Origin of the sequence: Marinobacterium sp. MBR-111, assembly GCF_040547585.1 — a bacterium.
GTDB classification, from domain to species: Bacteria; Pseudomonadota; Gammaproteobacteria; order Pseudomonadales; family Balneatricaceae; genus Marinobacterium; species Marinobacterium iners.
Window position 1 is genome coordinate 1 of sequence record NZ_JBEPQA010000064.1, and the last position, 2,588, is coordinate 2,588.

Genomic DNA, 2,588 nt, shown 5'->3' on the forward strand with positions numbered 1-2,588 from the left:
AGCCACAGTGGCTTTCGGGTTTTCTTCAGCGAAGCGTTGAGCCTTCAGCAGTGCGCGCAGGAAGGACTGCCATTTTTCAGTGTCTTCAGCACTGTCGGAGGCGATCACAACCCGGCAGCATGGGTGGCCCGGCTGCAGCTCTGAACTGCTCAGCACAATCTTGAGTCCTTCTGCCTCGGCGCGGCGGTCATGTGGGCCCCAAACGACACCTGCATCAACCTGACCATTTTTGACCGCCTGAATCACGGCCGGAGGATTACGCAGCTCCGAGATGGTCAGTTCCTTGCGCCAGTCAATATCGGCCTTATGCAGCTCGGAGCGCAAGATGGCATCACCGGATGCCAGGCGTACAGTACCGACCTTCTTGCCCTTCAGGTCGGTGACTCCCTTGATTTGATCAGCCAATTCCGGTCGTGTGACCAGATAGGCATCCTCACCCATGATGCCGCCTATTACCTTGAGTTCGGCGCCTCGGCCATAATGCACCAGAGGGGCTGAAGTACCAAAGGCACCAACATCGAGTCGACCGGCCAATACGGCGGAAATACCATCAGCTGAATTAGTGAACTCGAACAGCTCGACATTCAGCCCTTCATCCTTGAATAGACCCTCTTCTTTGGCGACAAAAAACTTTGCATGACCGGTTACAGGCAAGTAGCCGAGTTTGACGTCCTGCAGCGGAGCAGCCAGTACAAGTGCTGATTGTGACAGCAGGGCGCCAGCCGCTAGCAGCCCTTTTAATTTATTCAACATAACAGGTTCCTTATTTACTCTTGAGTATCCAAATGTTGTGCAGTGTTAGCCTGATAGCTGTGCCAACCCGTGATTCCGGTTTGATCAGACAATGCCGAGTTATGAATAAGATGTCGGCGTCGGATAGTCGCCCCACAGGGTAAAGCGCCCGAGATCACGCAGCTTGTAATCCAGCGGATCGTGCAAGGTATGAGTGCGGGCGTTGCGCCAGAAGCGGTCGAAGCCGTATTCACGTTTGACCCCGCGCGCGCCGGTGATATCGAACAGCTGGTTACTGATCTCCAGGGCGGCATGATGAGATGCCACCTTGGCCTCTGCGATGGCAATGGCGGTGTCGCCACGTTCCTCGGCCGTAATCTCGGGGCCCTTGGCAAAATAGGTGGCGGCCAGTTCGCCGGCACGGTCTGCCAGCACTTGAGCCGCACGCAGCTTGACCCTCAACTCGCCATAGCGGTGTTGAATGTACGGGTCTGCTGCGGAAGAGGCGGCATCCGAGGTGAACCAGGGTTGGGCCTCTTCCAGTGTGTAGCGCTGAGCTTCAGTAAAGGCACCTTCAGCAATGCCTACATACAGGTTAACCAGTACCAGCTGGGCCAGATTGGCACGGAAATGAGCGGCGGGTGTCCAGGGTTTTCCCGGATACAGCAGTACCTCATTGGGCTGTACTCTGACCTTGTGGAAGCTGACCGTGCCACTGTCAGTCTGTCGCTGCCCAATGGCGTCCCAGTCCTCATGTACCCGAACGCCTTCGCGGCGGGTGGGCAATCCGGCTACGACCAGACTTTGTGACGGCTCATGCCAGGCGGATGCAGTGATATAGTCTGACCCGCGTGCCCCGGAGCAGAAACTCTTGTCGCCCTCGAAAATATAGCCGCCGTCGGGGTGTTCAGTGGCGATGGTGCGCTTGTCCAGTGGGTTCAGGGTGTTACCCCAGAACAGCCGCTGTTTAACCGTAGTGGTGAGGTAATGACGAATCTGGTCATCGTTACCGTACAGCAGTACCGAACTTACCTGCAGATGGTGAAAGGCAAAGACATGAGCCAGTGCGGAATCGGCACGCGCCAGGCGACGCACGACCTGATAGATCAGGCTCCAGGGCTGTCCGGCACCGCCAAATTCGGTGGGTATCGACAAGCTCAGCAGGCCACTGTCACGGATCAGCTCGCGCTGTTCATGAGCGTGTCCCCCGGTTTGATCACGTACGATAGCTGTGCTTGCCAACTGTTCAGCAAGCGTATCAGCAATTTCAAGCCAGTTGGCAGCGCTTGGTACACTGTTGGCTTCAGCCAGAGTCTCGGTTTTTTCGAGGGTTACCTGTGTCATATCAGTCTCCAGAAAAGGATTCAGTGGCGTGCTCAGGAGGCATAGGAGAGCCTGACACGCGATTCAGTGGATTCAGTTTGAGAGGGGCTGGCGGCAACGGCAGGGGTAAGGGTTGATTCTCCGAGTACGGCGGCGAGAACCTGGCCGCTGTAGGCTGCACTTTCGGCCGAGGCTGGCTGGCGAGGTCTGGCAAGACTGACTTCAAGGTCCAGTCCGATGCGACCTTCCTCCAGCACGATGACACGATCAGCCAGTTGTACCGCTTCCGGCACGTCATGAGTAACCAGCACCACGGTAAAGCGGTGCTCCTGCCAGATACGCTCCAATAGTTGCTGCATTTCCAGACGGGTCAGCGCATCCAGTGCCCCAAGCGGTTCATCCAGCAACAGCAGGCGTGGTTTGTGGATCAGCGCACGCGCCAGTGCCACCCGCTGGCGCTGGCCTCCGGAGAGCTGTGCCGGCCAGTTATCAGCCTTATCCGCCAGGCCGACCTCTTCCAGTGCCTGCAAAGC

Annotated in this window: 3 protein-coding genes; all 3 read right to left on the reverse strand. The window is 57.3% G+C overall.

The features are described 5' to 3' along the window. On the reverse strand, positions 1–753 hold a 753-nt coding region (locus ABIE61_RS18595; protein WP_354412340.1), incomplete at its 3' end, for an ABC transporter substrate-binding protein. Between the two features lie 99 nt (positions 754–852). Next, complete coding sequence (locus tag ABIE61_RS18600; RefSeq protein WP_354412342.1) at positions 853–2,076, reverse strand: acyl-CoA dehydrogenase family protein; 1,224 nt, start codon at positions 2,074–2,076, stop codon at positions 853–855. Between the two features lie 32 nt (positions 2,077–2,108). Next, on the reverse strand, positions 2,109–2,588 hold a 480-nt coding region (locus ABIE61_RS18605; protein ID WP_354412344.1), incomplete at its 5' end, for an ATP-binding cassette domain-containing protein.

Bases quoted from the DNA above. Each gene is read 5' to 3' on its own strand.
- ABIE61_RS18600 (WP_354412342.1), bottom strand. From the start codon at position 2,076: ATGACACAGGTAACCCTCGAAAAAACCGAGACTCTGGCTGAAGCCAAC.